The sequence below is a fragment of the Halorubellus litoreus genome (genome assembly GCF_037081675.1).
Classification (GTDB): Archaea; Halobacteriota; Halobacteria; order Halobacteriales; family Natrialbaceae; genus Halorubellus; species Halorubellus litoreus.
Genome location: NZ_JAZAQL010000002.1, coordinates 934,036 through 953,478, shown reverse-complemented (window position 1 = coordinate 953,478; position 19,443 = coordinate 934,036). Strand labels below are relative to the sequence as shown.

The 19,443-nt window shown below is 68.9% G+C and carries 18 protein-coding genes; 7 read left to right on the top strand and 11 right to left on the bottom strand.

The features are described from left to right. The first annotated feature begins 37 nt into the window (after positions 1–37). A complete protein-coding gene (locus tag VYJ16_RS12020) occupies positions 38–568 on the top strand; it encodes a 50S ribosomal protein L16 (protein ID WP_336350547.1) in 531 nt (176 codons plus the stop codon). Between the two features lie 43 nt (positions 569–611). Here VYJ16_RS12020 and VYJ16_RS12015 read toward each other — a convergent pair whose 3' ends face one another. Further along, the gene (locus VYJ16_RS12015; RefSeq protein ID WP_336350546.1) at positions 612–1,199 is read right to left on the bottom strand and encodes a DUF7344 domain-containing protein; all 588 of its coding nucleotides are present in this window, start codon (positions 1,197–1,199) and stop codon (positions 612–614) included. 233 nt (positions 1,200–1,432) lie between these two features. After that, positions 1,433–3,535 carry a histidine kinase N-terminal 7TM domain-containing protein gene (locus VYJ16_RS12010; protein ID WP_336350545.1) on the bottom strand — a complete coding sequence of 701 codons (2,103 nt, stop codon included), beginning with the start codon at positions 3,533–3,535 and terminating at the stop codon, positions 1,433–1,435. A 235-nt stretch (positions 3,536–3,770) separates the two neighbouring features. Here VYJ16_RS12010 and sucC point away from each other — a divergent pair, with 235 nt between their 5' ends. Continuing rightward, positions 3,771–4,925, top strand: a complete 1,155-nt coding sequence (sucC, locus tag VYJ16_RS12005) for an ADP-forming succinate--CoA ligase subunit beta (RefSeq protein WP_336350544.1) — start codon at positions 3,771–3,773, stop codon at positions 4,923–4,925. Then, entirely contained in the window at positions 4,922–5,791 is an 870-nt protein-coding gene (sucD, locus tag VYJ16_RS12000; RefSeq protein ID WP_336350543.1) for a succinate--CoA ligase subunit alpha, read from the top strand. The genes sucC and sucD overlap by 4 nt, the downstream gene beginning before the upstream one ends. An 86-nt stretch (positions 5,792–5,877) precedes the next feature. Here the strand turns inward: sucD and VYJ16_RS11995 are convergent, their stop codons facing one another. The 3 genes from VYJ16_RS11995 to VYJ16_RS11985 all read right to left on the bottom strand — a co-directional run bounded on the left by VYJ16_RS11995 (position 5,878) and on the right by VYJ16_RS11985 (position 10,054). After that, a complete protein-coding gene (locus VYJ16_RS11995; RefSeq protein WP_336350542.1) occupies positions 5,878–7,107 on the bottom strand; it encodes a hypothetical protein in 1,230 nt (409 codons plus the stop codon). A gap of 80 nt (positions 7,108–7,187) precedes the next feature. Then, positions 7,188–9,140: a hypothetical protein gene (locus VYJ16_RS11990; protein WP_336350541.1), complete on the bottom strand. Its 1,953-nt coding sequence runs from the start codon at positions 9,138–9,140 to the stop codon at positions 7,188–7,190. Between the two features lie 59 nt (positions 9,141–9,199). After that, positions 9,200–10,054 carry a hypothetical protein gene (locus VYJ16_RS11985; protein WP_336350540.1) on the bottom strand — a complete coding sequence of 285 codons (855 nt, stop codon included), beginning with the start codon at positions 10,052–10,054 and terminating at the stop codon, positions 9,200–9,202. Between the two features lie 123 nt (positions 10,055–10,177). Between VYJ16_RS11985 and VYJ16_RS11980 the strand changes: the two genes are divergently transcribed. Beyond that, entirely contained in the window at positions 10,178–11,152 is a 975-nt protein-coding gene (locus VYJ16_RS11980; protein ID WP_336350539.1) for a Gfo/Idh/MocA family protein, read from the top strand. Positions 11,153–11,205: 53 nt separating this feature from the next. On the opposite strand, the gene VYJ16_RS11975 is transcribed toward VYJ16_RS11980, so the two are convergent. Then, positions 11,206–11,787, bottom strand: coding sequence for an NUDIX domain-containing protein (locus VYJ16_RS11975; RefSeq protein ID WP_336350538.1), 582 nt, complete (start codon positions 11,785–11,787; stop codon positions 11,206–11,208). A 72-nt stretch (positions 11,788–11,859) separates the two neighbouring features. Further along, positions 11,860–12,879 (bottom strand): phosphotransferase family protein, encoded by a 1,020-nt coding sequence (locus tag VYJ16_RS11970; protein WP_336350537.1) that lies wholly within the window; start codon positions 12,877–12,879, stop codon positions 11,860–11,862. Between the two features lie 126 nt (positions 12,880–13,005). Here VYJ16_RS11970 and VYJ16_RS11965 point away from each other — a divergent pair, with 126 nt between their 5' ends. Both VYJ16_RS11965 and rbcL read left to right on the top strand, forming a co-directional pair. Beyond that, entirely contained in the window at positions 13,006–13,788 is a 783-nt protein-coding gene (locus VYJ16_RS11965) for an HAD-IIA family hydrolase (protein ID WP_336350536.1), read from the top strand. Between the two features lie 87 nt (positions 13,789–13,875). Next, entirely contained in the window at positions 13,876–15,132 is a 1,257-nt protein-coding gene (gene rbcL, locus VYJ16_RS11960) for a type III ribulose-bisphosphate carboxylase (RefSeq protein WP_336350535.1), read from the top strand. Positions 15,133–15,147: 15 nt separating this feature from the next. On the opposite strand, the gene VYJ16_RS11955 is transcribed toward rbcL, so the two are convergent. Further along, entirely contained in the window at positions 15,148–15,840 is a 693-nt protein-coding gene (locus VYJ16_RS11955; protein ID WP_336350534.1) for a class I SAM-dependent methyltransferase, read from the bottom strand. Positions 15,841–15,957: 117 nt separating this feature from the next. On the opposite strand from VYJ16_RS11955, the gene VYJ16_RS11950 reads away from it, so the two are divergent. After that, positions 15,958–16,131, top strand: a complete 174-nt coding sequence (locus VYJ16_RS11950; protein ID WP_336350533.1) for a hypothetical protein — start codon at positions 15,958–15,960, stop codon at positions 16,129–16,131. A 70-nt stretch (positions 16,132–16,201) separates the two neighbouring features. On the opposite strand, the gene VYJ16_RS11945 is transcribed toward VYJ16_RS11950, so the two are convergent. From VYJ16_RS11945 to VYJ16_RS11935, 3 genes are all read right to left on the bottom strand, one after another. After that, positions 16,202–16,954, bottom strand: a complete 753-nt coding sequence (locus tag VYJ16_RS11945; protein ID WP_336350532.1) for a preprotein translocase subunit SecD family protein — start codon at positions 16,952–16,954, stop codon at positions 16,202–16,204. A 59-nt stretch (positions 16,955–17,013) separates the two neighbouring features. Next, positions 17,014–18,786, bottom strand: a complete 1,773-nt coding sequence (locus tag VYJ16_RS11940) for an acyl-CoA dehydrogenase family protein (protein ID WP_336350531.1) — start codon at positions 18,784–18,786, stop codon at positions 17,014–17,016. A 95-nt stretch (positions 18,787–18,881) separates the two neighbouring features. Then, positions 18,882–19,385 (bottom strand): metal-dependent hydrolase, encoded by a 504-nt coding sequence (locus tag VYJ16_RS11935; protein ID WP_336350530.1) that lies wholly within the window; start codon positions 19,383–19,385, stop codon positions 18,882–18,884. Positions 19,386–19,443: the final 58 nt, after the last annotated feature.

The window sequence follows — 19,443 nt, the reverse complement described above, 5'->3', positions numbered from 1 at the left end:
CGAAATCGTTTTCCTCGCGCTGACGTTTCTTCGAACCATGAGCGACAAGCCGGCGTCGATGTACCGGGAGATCTCGAAGCCGCCGTACACGCGGCGCGAGTACATCACGGGCATCCCTGGGTCGAAGATCGCACAGCACAAGATGGGTGACGCGGGCAGCGAGCCCGAGGACTACCCCGTCCAGATCAGTCTCCGCGTCGACGAGGAACTCCAGATCCGCCACGGCTCGCTTGAGGCGGCGCGCCTCTCGGCGAACCGGCACATGATCAAGACGCAGGGCGAGGGGAACTACAAGATGATCCTGCGGAAGTTCCCGCATCACGTCATCCGGGAGAACAAGCAGGCGACGGGCGCGGGCGCGGACCGCGTCTCCGACGGGATGCGTCAGGCGTTCGGGAAGGTCGTCGGGACGGCGGCGCGCATCCAGAAGGGCGAGCGCCTGTTCACGCTGTACTGCGACGTCGACCAGGCCGACGCCGGCAAGGAAGCGTTCCGTCGCGCGTACAACAAGATCAGTCCGCCCTGTCGCATCGACGTCGAACGCGGCGAAGAACTCCTCATCTCCTGAGCGAACGGACTCGTTCGCTGCTTCTCGACCCTGGAAGCGGCGGCTATCGGCGGAAAATCAGGAGGAGTTGCTTGGAGAGACCGACGATGGCGCCGAGACCGCCGTGCTCATTTCCCTCGCAAGCCCCCGAATCGTCGGTCGTGCTGCGAGCGTCTCGGAGCGTTCTCGCGGCGAGTGCACCGACGCCGAGCGTCGCGGCGAGCGCGATGGCGACAGCGGGGAGCGCGCCGACGAAGGGCGTATCGACGGCCAACAACACGGTCAGGACGGCGAACACGCCGGTCAGCGACAGGAGGGTTCCGGCGTCGGAGCGGGCGACGCTCGCGCCGTCGTCGAGGTACGGTTCGAACGTGTCGAGGTCTCGCTCGGCGGTGACGACGCCACGGTCCTTGTCGTACTCGACGAGCCCGTAGCTCGCCATCGACGGGAGGTGCGTCTGCACGAGCGACGTGTACACGCGTTTGCGTTGCCGGTAGTCGAGCTGGTCTGGGTCGAGCCCGTACTCGATACCGGCGACGGCGCCGGTGAGGTCGCGTACCGTCATCGTCTCCTGTCCGCGGAGAACACGGATGACGGAGCGTCGGCGTTCGTTGCTGAGTGTGTGGAATATCGTGTCCTGATCGAGGGTCATTGGGCGCTCCTGGGGAGGGGTGTTTCTGGGCGAGGGGAAGGACGCTCCCGTGACGACCACGGTGGACGTTCCAGTCCTGGGACTGGACGGGCGGGTCCGCTACTCGTTCTCTAGACGCATGGTTGGATATTAAAGGTTCTCGTCGGTGAAGTAACGGTGTCTTACCGGTAGCAGACGGCGATTACCGAACGCCGACGCAGTCGAACGCTCCCCCAGGCAGCCGGCGAGACGAGTCACTCACTGGTCGCGAGAACGGGATGGTCGTCGGACCGTACCTCGAACCGCGCTCCGTCCGCGTCCGTGACGGCCTCGACCGTCCACCCGTGAGCGTTCGCGATGTCCGCGACGATCGCGAGCCCGAGGCCGGTGCCGCCGTCCCCGGAGACGCCTTCCTCGAACAGCTCCCCCGCGACGTCCTCGGGGATGCCGGGGCCGTCGTCGGCGACGTAGAACCCGTCGTCGTCGGAGAGCGGCCCGACAGTCACCGACACCGACGCACCGCCGTGGTCGATGCCGTCGTCGGACCCCGTCCGACTGCTCGTGGAACCATGTTCCACGGCGTTCCGGAACAGGTTCTCGAAGACGCGCGCCAGTCGCGTCCTATCCGCGACGACGGTTCCCTCGTCGACGGCGAGCGTCGCGTCCTTCGTGTCGACGGCCTCCCACGCGTCCTCGGCGAGCGTCTCGAGCGACACCGCTTTCCGCTCGGTCACGTCGTCGTCCTGCGCGAGCGCGAGCACGTCGTCGATGATGCGCCGCATCCGGTCGTGCGACGTCCGAATCTCGCCGACAGCAGGGTCGTCGACGCGTTCCTCGAGCAGTTCCGCGTAGCCGTCCGCGACGTTCAGCGGATTCCGGAGGTCGTGACTGACGACGCTCGCGAACCGTTCCAGGCGCTCGTTCGTCCGCTCGAGGTCCGCCATCGTCGCCTCGAGCTCGCGCTCGCGGTCCTTGCGTTCGGTGACGTCGCGCGCATTCACGACGATCCCCCCGACGCTCGGGTCGTCGATGAAGTTCCGCCCGACGGCCTCGTGGACGTGCCATTCGCCGTCGGCGTCCGGAAGCCGGTACTCGACGCGCTCGACGGCCCTGGAGTCATCGAGACTCGCCTCGAACACCGCTCGAAGGTCCGCGGCGTCGTCCGGATGAACGAGGTCGAAGACGACGTTCCCGACGACGGCTTCGGGCGGGATGCCGAGTCTACGTTCGACGGTCGGACTGATGTACTCGACGACGCCGTCCTCGTCGAGGACGCTGATGATGTCCGACGACCGCTCGATGAGCGTCTGGAAGCGTCGTTCGGCGCGCCGTTCGTCGGTGACGTCCCGGAGGACGACGAGCGTCCCGTCGACGGACTCGAGCTCTGACGTGCTCACGTCCAGGTAGCGTCGGTTGCCGTTGACCTGCCGCGTAACCTCCTCGTGGCCGTGCTCGGGGGTCTGTCCGCGCTCGACGGCGTCAGCTACCTCCGGGAGGACGTCCCGGAGGTGCGTGCCGACGAGGCCGCCGGGGACGCCGAGGACCCGACTGGCGGCCTCGTTGCTGTCGACGACGGCGCCGTTCTCGTCGGCCACGACGTAGCCGTCCCGCATCCGTTCGACGACCGTGTCGCGTGCGAGCGGTGCCAGTTCGAAGAACCGGTAGCGGGAGATGGCGGTCGCGAACGCGAGCCCGGAGAGGCCGAGGACGACCGACGTGAGGTTCACGTGGTCGCCGAAGACGTCCAGGACGAACGCGGCGTTCGAGACGACGGGAAGGAGGCTGCCGCCGACGAGAAGCACCGCCTGGCCGCGGTACGTGCCTTCGTCGAGCCTGACGAACTGGAGGAAGATGAGTGCGCCCGCGACGACGAGCGCGTACGAGTACGCGGCGTGCAGGATGAACACCGGGCCGAGTTCTCGCGACAGCACCCAGAACCCGGGGTCGTTGACGCGTTCGAGCGTGATGTAGTAGAGGTCGTGTCGCTGCCCGGTGAGTACCACGGCGGCGACGACGACCGGTTCGACCGCCAGCGCGATCCACGTCCGCCTGGTCAGGAGATGGTCCTTGTCCGTGTACGAGAGCGCGAACGCGAGCCACGCGGTCGGCGCGACGACCGTGAAGAGGTTCGTGACGGCGAGCCAGAACACCTTCGGGCCGTACTCGACCTCGGAAATCCCGATGGCGTACAGTCCCGACCAGCCCGCGGCCGCCGCCATCAGGACCGCGAAGTACAGGAGCGACCCGGGGTTCCTGGTGGCGGACCGATGACGATGGACGGCGTACACGCTGAGGCTGCCCGACAGGACAGCGGAGAACACCAGCAGTTCCGTGTACGGCGTCGACTGAAAGGTCATCCACCCACCCGGTTCGGGACGCGGTTGTCGATACGGAAATCACGGAAGCCGTGACTATAAACCACATGGCTACTGGGCTCGAGACGTCCGGGGAACGCACCGTCGCTCGGTGCGAGCACGAGACGGTCGTGTGGTTCGCTTCGACGGCCGCGAGGACGCCGTGACAGCGCAGTGCATCTCGCTCGTTTCGATACTACTAACTCGGGGCTATCGGTACTTCGAGGTGAGTTACATCATGAAGCTTCAGGAATTCCAAGGGAAGCAGGTCTTCGCGGACGCCGGCATCCCGGTCCCGCCGTCGAAGCTCGCGTCGACAGTGGACGAGGCTGTCGCCGCGGCCGACGACATCGGGTACCCGGTCGCTATCAAGGCCCAGGTACAGGTCGGTGGACGCGGAAAGGCCGGCGGCATCAAGCTCGTCGACGACGCCGAGGAGGCCCGCGAGGCCGCGGAAGCCATCATCGGGATGGACCTCAAGGGCATCCCCGTCGAGCGCGTGCTCGTCGAGGGCGCCGTCGACTTCGTGAACGAGCTGTACGTCGGCGTGACGATGGACCGCGGCGAGAGCAAGCCGGTCGTGATGGTGTCGACGAAGGGCGGTGTCGACATCGAGCAGGTCGCCGAGGAGGAGCCCGAAGCCATCGTCCGCGAGCACGTCGACCCCGTGTTCGGGATGCATCCGTACCAGGCGCGGAAGGCCGTCTACGACGCCGGCGTTGAGCGCGACGTCGCGGGTGACGTCGCGAAGATCGTCCAGACCGTCTACGAGCTGTGGGACGAGAGCGACGCGAGCGAGGTCGAGATCAACCCCGTGATGGTGACGAGCGACCGGGAGGTCGTCGCCGCGGACGCGGTGATGAAGATCGACGAGGACGCGATGTTCCGTCAGCCGAAGTTCGCCGAGATGGAGGACGAGGCGAACGCGGGCGGCGACGAACTCGAGCGGAAGGCCGACGAGTACGGGTTCGATTACGTGCGTCTCGACGGGAACGTCGGTATCATCGGGAACGGTGCGGGGCTCGTGATGACGACGCTCGACCTCGTCGACCACTACGGCGGGAAGCCCGCGAACTTCCTCGACATCGGTGGCGGCGCGAAGGCAGAGCGCGTGACGAACGCGCTGGACATGGTGTTCAGCGACGAGAACGTCGATTCTGTCGTCTTCAACATCTTCGGCGGTATCACGCGCGGCGACGAGGTCGCTCGCGGTATCAACGAGGCCCTGGAGCAGTTCGACGAGATCCCGAAGCCGGTCGTCGTCCGACTCGCGGGGACGAACTGGGAGGAGGGCATGGAGATCCTGAACGAGGACCTCGTCGAGGTCGAGAAGACCCTCGAGGACGCGGTACAGCAGGCTGTTGCGAACGCGAAGGAGGTGAGCCAGGAATGAGCGTGCTAGTCGACGACGACACGAAAGTTATCGTGCAGGGTATCACGGGCGGCGAGGGCAAGTTCCACGCCGGCCAGATGATCGAGTACGGGACGAACGTCGTTGCCGGGGCTGTCCCCGGGAAGGGCGGCCAGGAGGTCCACGGTGTCCCTGTCTACGACACGGTCGACAAGGCGGCGCGCGAGCACGACGCGGACGCGAGCGTCGTGTTCGTGCCGCCGGCGTTCGCCGCGGACGCCATCTTCGAGGCGCTGGACGCGCCCATCGACCTCGCGGTCGCCATCACGGAAGGCGTTCCCGTGCAGGACATGGCGAAGGTCAACAAGCGTCTCGGTGAGGTCGACACGCGCCTCATCGGCCCGAACTGTCCGGGCATCATCACGCCCGGCGAGGCGAAGCTCGGCATCCTCCCGGGGAACATCTTCGAGTCCGGGAACGTCGGCCTCGTCTCCCGCTCGGGGACGCTCACGTACCAGGTCGTCTCGAACCTGACGAACCGCGGTATCGGGCAGACGACCGCCATCGGTATCGGCGGCGACCAGATCATCGGGACGAGCTTCGTCGACGCGCTCGAGGACTTCGAGAACGACCCCGACACCGAGGCCGTCGTGATGTGCGGCGAGATCGGTGGCGAGGACGAGGAGGCCGCCGCGCGCTACATCGGCGAGCACATGGACACGCCCGTCGCCGGATTCATCGCCGGCCGCACGGCGCCGCCGGGCAAGCGCATGGGCCACGCGGGCGCCATCGTCTCCGGGAGCGGCACCGGGACCGCGCAGTCGAAGATCGACGCGCTGAACGACGCGGGCGTTCCCGTCGGCGACACCCCCGAGGAGGTCGCCGACCACATCGAGAGCTTCCTGTAACGCGACTCGGCGGTTCCAGTCGGAACCCCACTCGCGACCGCGGTTCTCGTTCTTTCGCGTTCGAAGAGAAGCAGCGAGTCGACGCGTTAGCCGAACAGCCAGGCTTTGAGTCGCGCGAACAGTCCCGCGGGTTCGTCTGCGTCGCCATCGCCAGCATCGGCGCTGGCGCCAGTTTCGGCCGGTTCGCTCGTGGCGCTCCCAGCTTCGGGGTCGCTGTCGCCCACGCCCCCGCTGCCCGCCAGCGGCCCCGCAGTGCTCGACGAATCGCCGGTCGCCGCACCGCTCACCTCGACGTCGTCGACGTCGAGGTCGACGTCGCCGATGTCGGACGTGTCCTCGCGGTCCGCGGCGCCCTCGGTCGTCGGCCGACCGAACGAGTTCCCGTCGTCCGCCTCGGCGTCCGCGAGCGCTTGCGCGACCTCGTCCGCGGACAGCGGCTCGTCGTCCGCGTCCGAATCGGCTTCCGCGTCCGCGACCGCGTCGGCGTCTTCGTCCGCGTCGCCTGACGTCCCGTCCGCGTCGCTACCGGAAGCGTCCGTGTCCTCCTCGACGCCGGCGGACGCCGAGTCGTCGCTCTCGGTCTCGTCGGGACTGGGTTCGGTTCCGGCGTCGACGTCCGCGGCGGCGTCGGCGAGTGCGTCCACGTCCGGGCCCGGTGCGGGCGCGTCCTGAGCGGACGCGGGCTCCTCGCTCGACGAGTCCGCGGTCGTCTCCTCGGTCGTCACCGCGGTCGCGGGGTCGTCGACCGCGTCATCGTCCGCCGATTGCTCGCTTGCTTCAGTTTCGACGACGTCGCCGTCCTCGTCGCTGTCCCCGGATTCGTCGTCGGGCGTCGCGGTGCCGGTGGAGGTACTGTCGGTGACGGTCGTCGTCCTCGCAGTAGGAGTCTCGTCGCCGTCGTCGTCGTCCGCGAAGATGTCGGCGAGCATGTCGTCGACGCTCTCCTCGCTCACGTGCGTCCGCGGACCGCCGCCGCCAGCGTCCGCAGCGGCGTCGACGTCGTCGTCGACCGAGCGCTCGGAGACGTACGTCTTCGGGCCGGCGTCCGCGGTGTCGCGGTACGCGTCACCGGCTGCCTTCCCGAGCTCTGCCGCGCGGTCGTCCGCGTCCGGCGTCTCGTCGACCACGTCGGCGTCCGCGACGTCCGCGGCCGCGTCCTCGAGCGCGTCGACGTCCTCCTCGTCCGCGGCGTCGGTTGCGTCAGACGGCGCGGGCTCGGCGTCGTCGTCGGCTCCGTCAACGGGTTGTTCGTCCGGTGATTCCGATGGTGCCGACTCCGCATCCACGTCCTCGTCGTCGGCGACGTCGTCGCTCATGGTTCAACCGAACGGGGGCCTCACCAAGAAACTTCCTGGCACGACCGCAGCGAAACGACCACTGGGAACGGACCCGACGCTCAGAACAGGTTCTTCAGCCAGCCGACGAACCGACCGACGACGCCTTTCGACGACGAGTCGTCGCTCTCCCCGCTCGCCGTCGACTCGGCCGGGGGCGACGACGTCGCGTCGGTCGGTTCACTGGACGACGTCGCGTCGACCGTGGTGGCTTCCGTCACGGGCGCGTCCTCGGCAGTGGCCGCGTCGGACGGTTCGCCGCCCGCGGATGCCGCTGCGTCGTCGTTCGGGGAATCAGCCTCGAAGAGGTCGCCCTCCGTCGTCTCCGCCGCCTCCGGCTCGGATTCAGCGGGCTCGGACGCCACGGGTTCTGGTTCCGGTTCGCTCGCAGGCTCCGGCTCCGGTTCGGGCTCGCTCGCAGGCTCCGGCTCCGGTTCGGACTCGCTCGCAGGCTCCGGTTCCGGTTCTGGCTCGCTCGCAGGCTCCGGCTCCGGTTCTGGCTCGCTCGCAGGCTCCGGCTCCGGTTCTGGCTCGCTCGCAGGCTCCGGCTCCGGTTCGGACTCGCTTGCAGGCTCCGGCTCCGGCTCTGGCTCCGCTTCGGCCGCAGGCTCGGGTTCCGCGTCGACCATCTCCCCTGCCGTGGCGTCGGCGGTCGCTGGCTCCGACGTTGCAACATCGGCCTCGGCTTCGGACTCCGCGCTCGCCTCCGCGGGCTCGTCGACCTCCGCAGGCGCAACGGGTTCCGCGGGCTCCACGTCCGCTTCCGCCGGCTCGGACTCGGCCGGTTCGGCCGCAGCGCTCGCATCCTCATCCGCACTCGCGTCCACCATCTCACCTGCCGACGTCGACGCCTCGACCGGCTCGGACTCGACAGGTTCGCTCGCAGGTTCCGGCTCTGGTTCGGGTTCGCTCACAGGCTCCGGTTCTGGCTCGGGTTCCGGGTCTGGTTCGGGTTCGCTCGCAGGCTCCGGTTCCGGTTCGGGTTCCGGGTCTGGTTCGGGTTCGCTCGCAGGCTCCGGTTCCGGTTCGGGTTCCGGGTCTGGTTCGGGTTCGCTCGCAGGCTCCGGTTCTGGCTCGGGTTCCGGTTCGGGTTCGCTCGCGGGCTCTGGGTCTGCGGGTTGGAACGGTGAATCGCCAGCGTCGACGGGCTCGCCGCCTTCCGCGATGTCGCTCTCCATCGACGCGAAGACGTCGTCCAGGCTATCGTCGACTGGACTCGTCGATTCGGGCTCGGGTTCAGGTTCCTCGTCGTCCGTCGCGAGGATGTCGTCGATGCTCTCGTCGGTCGTCAGGAGGTTCCCGATCGCTTCCTCCTCCTGGTCCTTCGGGATGTCGTCCGGCGCGTCGAGTTCCTCTGCGTCGGCGCCGTCGTCGTCGTCGGGGACGAAATCCTCGACCTGGTCGGCAGCGAGCAGGTCGCCGCCCGCGAACGAGATGCCGTCACCGAGGTTCGACGTGAGCGAGTCGAGGTTGGACTCGTTCACGAGGACGAACCGCCAGCGGCTCTCGTCCGACAGGCGAACGAACGTCAACGGGGCGCCGTCGAGAACGGACGTCTCGATGGCGTCCAAGATAGCGGGATAGTTCTCGGTGCCGAGGTCGTGCGCGGGGAACGAGAAGGAGAGGTCGCGGACGTTCCCGGACGGGTCGGCAACCTCGATCGACCACGGTTGCGGGTTCGGGCCGCCAGCAGTGAGTTGCTCGTCGTTCGCGTCCGCGATAGAGACCGACCCGCCGATAGCGGAGAGGACGGCGTCGAGTTGCGTTCCGACCTCGCTCTCGTCGAAGTCCCGTGGCGCGTCGATACCGCGCGAGGAGTTCGAGAGGACCTTCAACAGCGCGTGATGCGCGTCGCTCGCGGACGGGTTCTCGGGGAGCGCTTTCGCGACCACCTTCCGCGGGTCCACGTCGTCGGGCACTTCACCGCCGGCGTGGATCGCTCGAATCTCGTCGTTCGACAGCCCAAAACCGCGACAGATTTCGACGTACGCAGAGAGCGCTGAGTCACCCGTCATTTACGATATCGGACCCATAGCCCGGGAAGGAATTAAACCTGACCCCCGAACGGCGAGACTCAGCCGGTGAGGATGGAGCGGATGCGTGCGGCAAGCCCGTCGTCGTCGGAGTCCTGTTCGTCGTCAGCGGTGTCCTCGGGGTCGTCTCCGTCGATATCTTCGTCAGCGGTGTCCTCGGGGTCGTCTCCGTCGATATCTTCGTCGGCGTCGCTCGGGTCGCCTTCGTTGGCGAGCGCGTCGTCCTCGCTCGGGGCGGTGGACGCGTCCTCGTCGTCTTCGAACGCGGCGGCGTCGACGGCGAAGTCGTCTCCGTCGCTGTCGAACGTCGCGGCGCGCGCGTCGAACGACCCCGGATCGTCGTCCGTGAGCGAGAACCCGTCGTCGCTGCGTTCCGCCGCGGTCGCGTCCGGGCTCGACTCGTCGTCCGCTGGCGTCGACTCGTCTTGCTGGGTTTCGCTCGCTTCGTCGCTGGCGGCGAACAGCGACCCGATGTCGTCGGTCGCGTCGTCGTCTTCGGTCTCCACCCAGAGGAAGCCGTCGGCTTCGCGGCGTTCGGTGAGCAGGAGGTCGTCGAGCGCGCCTTCGTCGGCGCGGATGGCGTCGTCGATCTGGTCGACGTGCGCTTCCTCTTCGTCCGCGCGAGCCATGATTTCGTCGGGTGATTCGTCCCCGAGTTCGTCGACGGCGTGTGCTTGGTCGGCGTCGTCCTGTTCCTCCCGGAGCTGCGCGAAGAGTTCGTCGGCGGTCGTGTCCTCGGCGTCGGGCGTAACCGTCCCCGACCCCGGTGTAACCGTCTCGTCGTCGGACTCTCCGTCGTCGATGGAGATGTCCGTCTCGTCGGTGGCGAAGAGGTCCTCCACGTTCAACGTGTCGGAGTCACCGCCGTCGGCAGTGGTTCGGGTAGATTCGGACATCGGGTGATTAGTTAACGAACCCGTTCTACGGGAAGTTAAATTTTCCCCATCTGGACCACTCAATTTGTTGAAGTAGCGGCGGCGACCACGGCGGTTAACTGCGACGGTTCCGTGAACGCGGGTATGCGATTCGGCGTCATCTCCACGGCGAACATCGGACTGAAAGCGGTCGTTCCGGCGATAGCACGCAGCGAACACGAGGTCGGTGCCATCGCGTCGCGCGACGAGGCCCAGGCGAGAGCGGTCGCAGACGAGCACGGCATCGACCGGGCGTACGGGTCCTACGAGGCGCTGCTCGCGGACGACGACATCGACGCGGTGTACAATCCGCTCCCGAACGCGATGCACGCCGAGTGGACGAGGAAGGCGGCGGATGCCGGCCTGGACGTGCTCTGCGAGAAGCCGCTTGCGGTCGACGCGGCGGAGGCGCGCGACGTCGTCGCGTACTGCGAGGACGCCGGTGTGACGATCATGGAGGCGTTCATGTACCGGTATCATCCGCGGACGCGCCGAGCGCGTGAGATCGTCACCGAGGAACTCGACGCGGTCCGTGGCGCCCACGCGACGTTCCAGTTCCCGTTACGCGAGCGTCCGGGCGACATCCGCCTCGACCCCGACCTCGCGGGTGGGAGCCTGATGGACGTCGGGTGTTACGCGGTGAACGTCACGCGCACGCTCCTCGGCGAACCGGACGCGGTGTCGGCGCGGACCGTGGACTCGCGCGACTGCGGCGTCGATACGCACGTCGCCGCGCAGCTCGCGTACGACGGCGCGACCGCGCAGGTGTCGGCGAGCTTCGACACGCAGGACGTGCAGCGGTATCGCATCGAGGCGGAGAACGGCTGGCTGGAGGCGCCAGCGGACGCGTTCAATCCGCGTGGTGACGAGGTCGAGCTCCGGTACGCGGTCGACGGCCGGGAGGTCGTCGAGACGTTCCCGGCGGGCGACCAGTACCGCCTGCAGGTCGAGCACTTCGCGGACTGCGTCGAGTCCGGGCGGACGCCCGAGACCGACGGCGAGGAGGCGGTCGCGAACATGCGCGTCGTCGACGCGATCTACGAGAGCGCCGACGATGGCGGCCGGGTAACTATCGACTGAAGGCGCGTGGCCTCGCGTGGTCGGCGACTGGGTCGCGGACGGGTGCGTGGGGCTCAGTGATCGGCGAAGTGGTCGATGGCACGCTCGACGTGGGCGGGGCCGGAGCCGGCGAGCATCGAGCGGTCGCCGGGGCCGCTTCGGACGTCGGCCTGGGTCGGGACGGTCTCGCGTATCTCCGCGAGCGAGACGAACCTGGCGTCGGCGGCGTCGTCGCCGGGTTCGACGGTGCCGGTGACGGCGTCCCGCGGCGCGGCGTAGTTGATGGAGATCGTGGTGTCGCCGGATTCGAACCGGAGGAAGCCGTTCCCGATGGGGACGAGCGCGTCCGGGTCGACGGCGAGCCCGGTCTCCTCCGCGAGTTCGCGTGCGGCTGCCGCGACGGGTGGTTCGTCTATCTCGACGTGGCCACCGGGGAGCGACCACGTGCCGACGCTCGGCGGGCGGCCGCGTTCGACGAGGAGGACGCTGTCGCCGTCGACGACGGTCGCGGCGGCGCACGGCGTCGGGTTCTGGAACGCGCGCAGCCCGCAGTCAGGACAGGACGGGACCGTCGACCCCTCGATGGTGAGTGCGTCGAGTTCGTCCCCGCAGTGAGGACAGTACGTCGGGCGGCGCGCGTCGAGCGTGTACGGCATCGCTCGTGCTTCGACCGTCGCTCCCGAAACCGTTTCGATGGCTTGTGAGAGGGTAGCGTGGCTGCGGCGACGTCAGTCGACGATGGCCTCGACCTCGCGCGCGACGGCTCGGGCGCGCCGGTCGAACCGGTCGTTGTCGGGGTCCTCCCACGTGTCGAGGCCGCTGACGGCGCGACTGACCGCGGCGAGTCGGTAGACGTCGTGGAGCGCGTGGTCGTGGTCGAACGGCAGTTGTTCGTAGAGCGCGCGCTGGACGGGCGTCGGGTCGTCGACGCCGGCAGTGAGGAGGTACTCGAGGTTCGTGGCGGTGAACGCGACGGGGCCGACCTTCGCGCGTTCGAGGTCGACGACGCCCGCGAGGCCGTCGACGGTCGCGGGCGGTTCGCCGCCGGGCGCGAGGAGGTTCCCGGGCGAGAGGTCGGTGACGAGGACGGAGGGTGTCGGTTCGGCGGGGACGCGACGGCGGTTCGCGTCGACGAACGCGAGTGCGTCGGGGGCGACGCGTTCGAGCGCGGGATGCGGTGCGGGCGACTCGAAGTGCTTCGTCGCGTACGAGTGGAGCCACTCGTCGAAGCTCTCGGTCTCGCCGACGAGGCGGGGTCGGTCCTCGGTGCCCGCCTCGCGGACGACGTTCCCGTATCCAGTCGCCGCATCGGGTGGGATTGCCGCGAACTCTCGGACGACGGCGCCGAGCAGGGAGACGCGCGCCGGGTCGGTGAGGTTCGGGACGTCGTCGAACCCGGACGCGAGCGGCGTTCCGTCGCAGTAGGTCGTTGCGACCGCTGGTGGGCGGTCGTCGCTCCCGGGGTCGAACGCGAGGACCGCCGGGACGGGGAGGGTCGTGTACGCGCGGAGGGCGTGCGCGGCGGCGACGCCGGCGCGGAGGTGCTCGGTCCTGGAGAACGTCCCGACCTTCAGGACGAAGCGCTCGAACTCGCCGCTCGGCGCGTCGACGACGAGGACGTCGTTGACGCCGTCGCCGACTGCCGTCAGCATGCCCGCGGACAGCTCGTCGGGGTCCGGGACGACGTCCATGTGGTGGAGGATGCGTCGCACGGCTTCGACGTCGAGCGACCCGGGGACGGGAGGCATGCGAGCCGGTTCTTGTCAGGCAGACGTAATCGTACCGGTCTCACTTCCAGCCGTCGCTACGCGGTTCGGGGATGGTGGGAACCGCGACCCGGTGGTTTACGGCGTGCTGGTGCGAACTCGCGAGCGATGAGGGACTTCGAGGGCGTCGTGTTCGACGTGGACGGAACGCTCGTGCGTGGCCGGAAGCCGATTCCGGGTGCGGCCGAGACGGTGCGTGCGGTCCGCGAGTCCGGCGCCAGGGTCGCGTTCGTGACGAACAACCCGACGCGGACGCCGGATTCGTACGTCGGGAAGCTCCGCGGTGCTGGTATCGACGCGACCGCGGACGAGGTCGTGACGAGCGGGACGGCGACGGTCGCGTTCCTGGAACGCGAGCACCCTGGCGACGCGGCGTTCGTCGTCGGCGAACAGGGGCTCGCGTCCCAGCTCGCGAACGCGACGCTCGACGTCGTCGACGACCCGACGGCCGCGGACGGCGTGGTCGCGTCCATCGACCGCGAGTTCACGTACGACCGGCTCACGGACGCACTCACCGCGTTCGAGTCGGGCGTGGACTGGTTCGTCGGCTCGGACCCCGACCGAACCATCCCGACCGACTCGGGGCTCGTCCCTGGGTCGGGCGCCATCGTCGAGTCCGTCGCCGCGGTCGCGGAACGCCGGCCGGACGCCGTCCTCGGGAAACCGCACCCGTTCACGCGCGACCTCGTCTTCGACCGCCTGGGCTGCGACCCCGCTCGCGCGCTCGTCGTCGGCGACCGACTCGACACCGACGTCGCGTTCGGCGCCGGAGCGGGTGCGACCACCGCACTCGTCGAGACCGGCGTCGCCACCAGCGCCGACGCCGCCGCGAGCGACGTCACGCCCGACCACGTCCTCTCGGACGTCACGCGCGTCCTCGACATCGAGTGACTGCTGTGTGAGCGGTGCGGCGGCGCCGTGCCGGGACGCTGGAACGCCAACCCACCTTTTTGTATGCTGCGAGAGAAGTCGCGAATTATGACGACCGGAATCGAGTACGACGACTTCCTCGACCTGGAGTACGAACCACGCGACGACGACCTGGTGTGCGAGTTCACCATCGACCCCGCCGACGGCATGACGATGGAGGCGGCTGCGAGTCGCGTCGCGAGCGAATCGAGCAACGGAACGTGGGCGGCACTCGCCGTCGACGAGGACGAACTCACCGACCTCGGCGCGACGGCGTACATGATCGGGAACGACGACCGCATCAGCGTCGCCTATCCGGCGGCACTGTTCGAGGCGGGGTCGATGGCGCAGATTCTCTCGTGTATCGCGGGGAACATCATGGGGATGAAGGCCGTCGACAGCATCCGCCTGGAGGACTGCTACTGGCCGGAGACGGTCGTCGACGGGTTCCCGGGGCCGCAGTTCGGGACGAGCGTCGCGAGCGAGAAACTCGACGCGGGCGACCGGCCCGTGCTCGCGACGGTCCCGAAGCCGAAGGTCGGGTTGTCGACGGACGCACACGTCCAGATCGCGGAGGACGCGTGGCGCGGCGGCGTCGACCTCCTGAAGGACGACGAGAACCTCACCGACCAGCCGTTCAATCCGTTCGAGGAGCGCGTTTCGCGGTCGCTCGCGAAGGCCGAGGAACTCACGGAGGAGACCGGCGAGAAGAAGGACTACCTCGTGAACGTCACCGCGGAGACCGAGGAGATGATCCGGCGCGCGGAGTTCGTGCACGAGCACGGCGGCGGGTTCGTGATGGTGGACGTCGTGACGTGCGGGTGGTCGGCGGTGCAGACGCTCCGCGAGCACTGCGAGGACATGGACCTCGCCATCCACGCGCATCGCGCGATGCACGCGGCGTTCGACCGCATGGACCATCACGGCGTGTCGATGCGCGTCATCGCGCAGGTCGCCAGGCTCTGCGGCGTCGACCACATCCACACGGGGACGGCGGGCCTCGGGAAGCTCGCGAACGAGGACACGCCGGGCATCAACGCGTGGCTGAAGAGCGACCTCTACGACTGCACGGACGTGCTCCCGGTCGCCTCCGGCGGCCTGCACCCGGGCGTGACGGATGCGCTCATCGACGCGCTCGGCACCGACATCGCCATCCAGGCCGGCGGCGGCATCCACGGCCACCCGGACGGGACCGAGGCGGGTGCGCGAGCGCTCCGGCAGTCCGTCGAGGCGACGATGCAGGACGTCCCGCTCGCCGAGTACGCGGAGGACCACGCCGAACTCGCGACCGCGCTCGAGAAGTGGGGCGCGGAGACGCCGCGATAGGACTCCCGTAGCGGGCTACTCTCGGAGGCGCGCGAAGCAGAACGGATGGCCGGCGCCGTCGGCGTCGGGCTCGACCAGTCTCGGCTCGGTGGCGCGGTCGTCGCCGAGGCCGGCTCCGAGGATGCCGACCGCGTCGGTGACGGTGAATCCGGCGTCTTCGATGAGTTCGCGACTCTTCTCGAGGCCGTAGTGACTCCACTCCATCGGGGTGCCGGAGTCGAGCCAGTCGTCGTTCCGCCCGCTCCAGTCGTCGGCGCCGACGGTGACGAGGAGTTCGCCGCCGGGTTCGAGGACGCGCTCGAACTCCGCGTAGACGTCCGCGTGCTGGTCGAACGGGACGTGGATGACGGAGCAGAACGCGGTGAGGGCGGCGAAGGCGTCGTCGGCGAACGGGAGGCTGGTCATGTCGCCCTGGACGACGCGACCGGGGGCGACGTCGTCGGCGCGCGAGAGCTGTTCGCGAGAGAAGTCCAGTCCGACGACGGGTCGGTCGGCGGCGAGGTCCGAGAGCACGGGCTGGCCGGCGCCACAGCCGACGTCCAGGACGGGACCGGCGGGTGCGTCCGCGAGGAACCGGTCGAGGAGGACGTCGTAGTTGGCGTCGTCGCGTTCGGCTGCGTACGCGTCTGCGAGGTCGTCGTACCCGCGCCTGACGGCGGTGCGTTGGGCGAGGGCGTCGTCACCGACCGAGTCGTCGTCTCGTGTCACGGTTCGAGACGGGTCCGGGATCACCAAAACAGTTCTCCCGGTGTGCGAATCCGTCTCGTGTGCACTGGTGTCGCACGTTCGGGGTGCGTTCTTGTGGCTGTCGCGCGTCCAAAGTGTATGCGCATCGAGCACGACCCCATGCAGTGCGAGAACTGCGGCGAACTCACGCACGAAGACCTCGAGACGGTCGAGAACGTGCCGCGCCTCGACCCGGACACCTACGAGGTCCACGGCGACGCGACCGAGGTGTACGTCTGCGGAGGCTGTCACGCCATCGTCGGCGTCCAGTGACTCGATTGCCACCCCGTGGTCGCGTCCAGTGACTCGATTTCCACCCCGCGGTCGCGTCCCGTGACCGCGTTCAGTGACGACGACGTGCGGCGACGACGGTCGCTGCGAGCATCGCGCCGAGAGCGGCGGTTGCCGAGAATCCGGGCGTGGCCCCCGTCGAGTCGTCGCCGTCCTCGTCAGCGTCGCCGCCCGCTGCTGCGCCAACACCACCGTCGTCGGTACCGTCGTTCGTTCCATCGGCGGTCGGAGTCCCGTTCTCCGCGAGGAACCCGCGCCAGACGGCGCGCGCCTCGCTCCGGTTCTCCGCGAGTAGTCTGAGCCGCGGGTCGTCGGCGAACGCGCCGCTGCGGACGTCCTGGGCGAGTCCCGGGGCGAGGCTGAAGGAGTCGACGGCGTCGCCGTCGACGACGAGGAGGAGACAGTAACCGTCGTCGTTCCGGCCGTCCGTGGGGGGACACGCGCGGGGGTGGTCGGCGAACCCGGTCTCCACGAGCGCGTCCGTGAAGTCCGTGGCGCCGTCGTCGGTGAGCGTCAGCGTGACCGTCCACGCGCCGGTCCGCGAGTCGTTCGTCGGCTCGCCGACGCGAGCGACGGCGTCGGCCGAGACGACCGTGCGTTCGACCATCGAGCCGTCCGCGGGGTACCGGGCGACGAGGGACGCGTTCGGCGCGGTCGCTGCGGTCGATGCGACGGCCTCCGCGGGTCCGCTCGGACGCGCGTCACCGGTCGAACCCGCGCCGACGGGTGCGAGGGCGGTTCCGAGCGCGAGCGCGACGAGGACAACCGCGAGGACCGTCGACTGGGCTGTGGTCGGTTCTCGCATCGCTGCGAGCGTACTCCCGACCACGTCAAAAACGTTCTGCCTGCTTGTCAGATAGCGGGTCAGTCGTCGGCCGGCGCCGCGGGCGTGACGCGCTCGGGGTCGACGGTCGCGTGCTTCACGACCGCGTCGAAGTGCTCGAGCGAGAACCGGTCGTCGTCCGTGATACCGCGACCGCTCGCGGCGTCGAGGTGGGTGTCGACGAACCGGCGCGCAACGAGCGCGAGACGCCCGTCGCCGTCCTCGAGGTCGCGCTGGGCCATCTCGCACAGCAGACTCGCCGTGTAGACGTCGAACACGTAGTCCGCGAGGTCCTTCGCCTTCAACTGCGCCGCCTCGCCGTCGAGCGTCCCGAGGTGCGCGAGCGCCCCACCGAGTTCGGCGTACTCGGCCTCGACGACCGCCGTCGCGTCGGCGAGCGCGTCGTGCGTCGCCGTATCGAGATGCGACTGGATGCGTTCGAGGAGCGGTTCGTGCGCGTCCTCCCGGTCGAGTGCCCGCAGGAGGTCCAGCGAGAGGATGTTCGACGTCCCCTCCCAGATGGGGAGCACCTGCGCGTCCCGGAGCAAGCGGTTCGTGACGAAGTCGTTCACGTACCCGTTCCCACCCAGTATCTCCATCGCGTAGCTCGCCGTGTCCACCGCCATCCGGCCCGTCCGATACTTCGCGATCGGGACGAGCGCGCGCATCAACCGGTACGCGTCCTCGCGCTCGCCGTCGTCCGCCGCGTTCTCGCGGCGGTCGAACGTCGCCGCGGCCGCGAACGTGAACGCGGTCGCCGCCTCGTGGTCGACCGCCATGTCCACGAGGTCCTGGCGCATCAGCGGGTACTCCTCGATGGGGTTCCCGAACGCCTCGCGGTTCGCGGCCTGCACCGTCGCCTCCAGGCGAGCCCGAGCGATGATACCGCAGGACGCCGAGGCGTTCGCGAGTCGCTCCAGGTTCAGCATGTCCGTCATCATCTTGAACCCGCGGGACTCCTCGCCGACGAGTAACCCAGTCGCGCCCGTCAGTTCGACCTCGCCGGTGGGTACCGAGATGGTGCCGAGCTTGTCCTTCAGGCGGCGGTATAGCTGGTCGTTCAACTCGCCATTCTCGTGTTCGTGCGGAACCACGAACAGCGACAGCCCCTTCGTTCCCTCGGGAGCGTCAGGGGTTCGAGCAAGTGCGAGCGTCGCTTGCGCGTCGATGTTCGAACAGAACCACTTCTCGCCGGTCAGCTCGTAGACTCCCGGTTCGTCGGTCGGGTCGGCGACGGTCTCGGTCGCGCCGACGTCGCTCCCGCCCTGCTCCTCGGTGAGGAACATCGCGCCCTCCGAGAGCGCGTCGTAGTCCCGGCTCGTCGTCTCCGCGAGGAACCGGTCGAGGGCGTCGCCGTCGCCGTACTTGTCGAGGACGAGCGCGACGCCCGCGGTCATCGACACCGGACAGTACAGCCCGGCGTCGCTCATCGACAGCAGGTACCCCATCGCGAAGTGATGCGTGAACGGGAGCGGGTCCTCGCGCCCATCGGGGGCGTCGAAGACGTCCGCGACCATCCCGGACTCGTACGCGAGCCGGGCCTCCTCGTGGAGTTCTGCAGGGTAGCGCACGTCGTTCACGACGTCGCCGTGGTCGCCGTACGTCCGGAGTTCGGGGCCGTGGTCGTCGACGTAGTCCGCGTGGTCCGCGATGGTGTGACCGGCGTGCTCGCCGAACGCACGCAGGCGCTCGGTCGCGGCCGCGTGGTCGTCGCCGTCGAGGACGCGGTCGACTGCGCGTCGAAGCGTCGGGTCGTACGCGTGGTAGTTCACGTGTCGCCCGCGGTCGAGGGCGGCGTAATCCAGGTCGCTCATGTCCGAACCGACGGCAGCCAGCACAAAGGGATTTGCCAACAGGTCACGCGTTCACGATCGTTTCGCCGCGGGACGCTCGCTGAAAGGCCGCCGAGTCATGCGAGTTGCAGGACGCCGAATCCCGCGACCGCGGTCGCGAACACGCCGAGCGCGAACAGGAGGTAGTTCCAGACCGTGCTGTCGGCGGTGGTCAGCGACACGGTGTACGTTCGCCCGGAGAGCGGCCAGAGGAGCGGGACGCCCGCGGGCGTGAGGACGTCGCCGGCGAGGTGCGCGAGGATGCCGAAGGTGCCGACGGCGAACGCGAACGCGACCGGCGTCGCGAGTTCGGTCGCCGGCAGCGGGTTCGCGCCGGCCTGCGAGAGCGCGACGATACCGCCGGCGAACGCGGCGCCGACGAGCACCGCGAACAGGACGGTGTGGGTCACGCCGCGATGCGTGATGCCGGGAACGCGCTGGTCGTAGTCCGGGACGCGCGCCAGTGCGAGCACGCCCGCGCCGCCGAGGACCGCCAGTCCCGGTTCGCCCAGGAGCGCCAGCACGAACCCGATGGGGGCGTACAGGAGGAGCGACACGCCGTAGTGACCGAGGCGATACACGACCACCCCTTCCGCGTACTCGTACAAGAACGCTCGGCCTACTCGCATCCGGCGTCGG